Below are 1,733 nucleotides of genomic sequence, written 5' to 3'. Positions count from 1 at the left end.
AGGCGGAGCGCCATCTTTTCCGTTGTATTTTGAGATTTTGTGTAGCGAATGAATGCTTACATATACAATGTCATTATCAGCATACACCAGCTTTATGGCTTCCTGGGTTTTGCCTTCAACCTGAATTTTTTGCAGGCCTCCGAATTTTCCTATTCCGTGGTCAATGTGCGTGACATAATCGCCAACCACCATTGAAGTTAATTCTCTTAAAGTAATGGTTTGCTTTTTGGAATAGCCATTTTTGATGGAGAATTTATGATAACGCTCAAAAATTTGATGGTCGGTATAGCATGCTATTTGATTTTCTTCGTCAATAAAGCCTTGAAACAATGGCAAAACAATGGTTTCGTATTGCTTGGTTATCGTTTCATGATTTTGTTCATCTAAACTCTCGAATATATCATGAAACCGTTTGGCTTGTTGCTCGTTTGAACAAAACAAATAATTTTTATATTGATGGTCGTGATTGTCTTTTAAATTATTCAACAACAAATCGAATTGTTTGTTGAATGATGGTTGTGGTTTGATGTGAAATTCGAAAGTTTCACTTGTTTTAAATGTAGGTTTCGTTGCCAATTCTACCACGCAAAAATTCAAAGCCTGTTTGATAAATGCCGCCTGATTCAAAAATAATTGTGCTGGCGAAGCATGTTTGATGTCTTTGTTGAGCTTCTCGAAAGTCTCTTCGGCTTTGCCAAATAATTTATCCAGTTGGGTAAGTGATAAATCGGTATTCTGAATAAAAACAGTTGTTTTTGGATGAATGTATTCCAGAAAACTTTCTCTGTTTTCTTGTAAAAATTTATTTTCGAAGTTGGGAATGATGGCAATTTTTTGTTTCTTTTCGATAGAAAGCTGTGTGGCAACATCGAAAGTACGAATGCTATCGACTTCATTGCCAAAAAATTCAATTCGATACGGATTTTCGTTGGAAAAAGAAAAAACATCAAGAATACCACCACGTACAGAAAATTCGCCGGGTTCGGTTATAAAATCTACTCGTTTGAATTCGTATTCGAATAAAACTTCGTTAATAAAATCGATAGAAACCTGATCGCCAACCGAAATTTTGAGTGTGTTTTTTTCAAGTTCTTTTTTAGTGACTACTTTTTCGAAAAGTGCTTCCGGATACGAAACAATAATGGCGGGTTTCTGGCGAGAATTGATTCGATTTAAAACTTCCGATCGAAGCAAAACATTTGCATTATCTATGTCTTCAATTTGATACGGCCGGCGATACGAACTTGGATAAAAAAGCACATCTTGATCGCCAACCAGCTGTTCCAAATCATTTAAAACATAGGCGGCTTCTTCCTTTTCATTGCATAATAACAGAAATGAATGTTCGCTTTTTTCAAACAATGCTTGCACTACAAAAGAAAGCGACGAACCAATTAATCCTTTAATCTGGATTTTATTATCGCCATGAATTGCTTTGGAAATATTGACAATTTTGGACTGCTCACTGTATTTTTTGGAAATGATTTTAACGATCAAAAGAAAAAGATTTTATACAAAGATAGTTTTACTTTTTAAGCAAAAAAAATCCACAAAAAATAACACATGAATTTTATATCTATTTTTATTAAAAATTATTGAGGTGTTCTGATAATTACTTATAATTTTTTCGTATATTTAAAGTATGGAAAAGTTTACAGGACAAAGTATTTTAGAATTTACAGATAAGTTCAAAACGGATTTAGATTGTTTAGAATATTTAGCAGAAATAAAGT

General features: G+C 33.2%; 1 protein-coding gene and 1 pseudogene. One reads left to right on the top strand and one right to left on the bottom strand.

The window, feature by feature from the left end:
• Nucleotides 1-1,497 (bottom strand): CarD family transcriptional regulator (locus RMN92_RS08210; RefSeq protein ID WP_409024853.1); only part of this gene is annotated, 1,497 nt, incomplete at its 3' end.
• Between the two features lie 145 nt (nucleotides 1,498-1,642).
• On the opposite strand from RMN92_RS08210, the pseudogene RMN92_RS08205 reads away from it, so the two are divergent.
• Nucleotides 1,643-1,733, top strand: a pseudogene (locus RMN92_RS08205) (IS1595 family transposase); the annotation flags it as partial.

The sequence above is a fragment of the Flavobacterium sp. genome (genome assembly GCF_031363805.1).
GTDB lineage: Bacteria > Bacteroidota > Bacteroidia > Flavobacteriales > Flavobacteriaceae > Flavobacterium.
The sequence above is the reverse complement of the archived record's forward strand: the minus strand, read 5'-3'. Positions and strand labels throughout refer to the sequence as shown.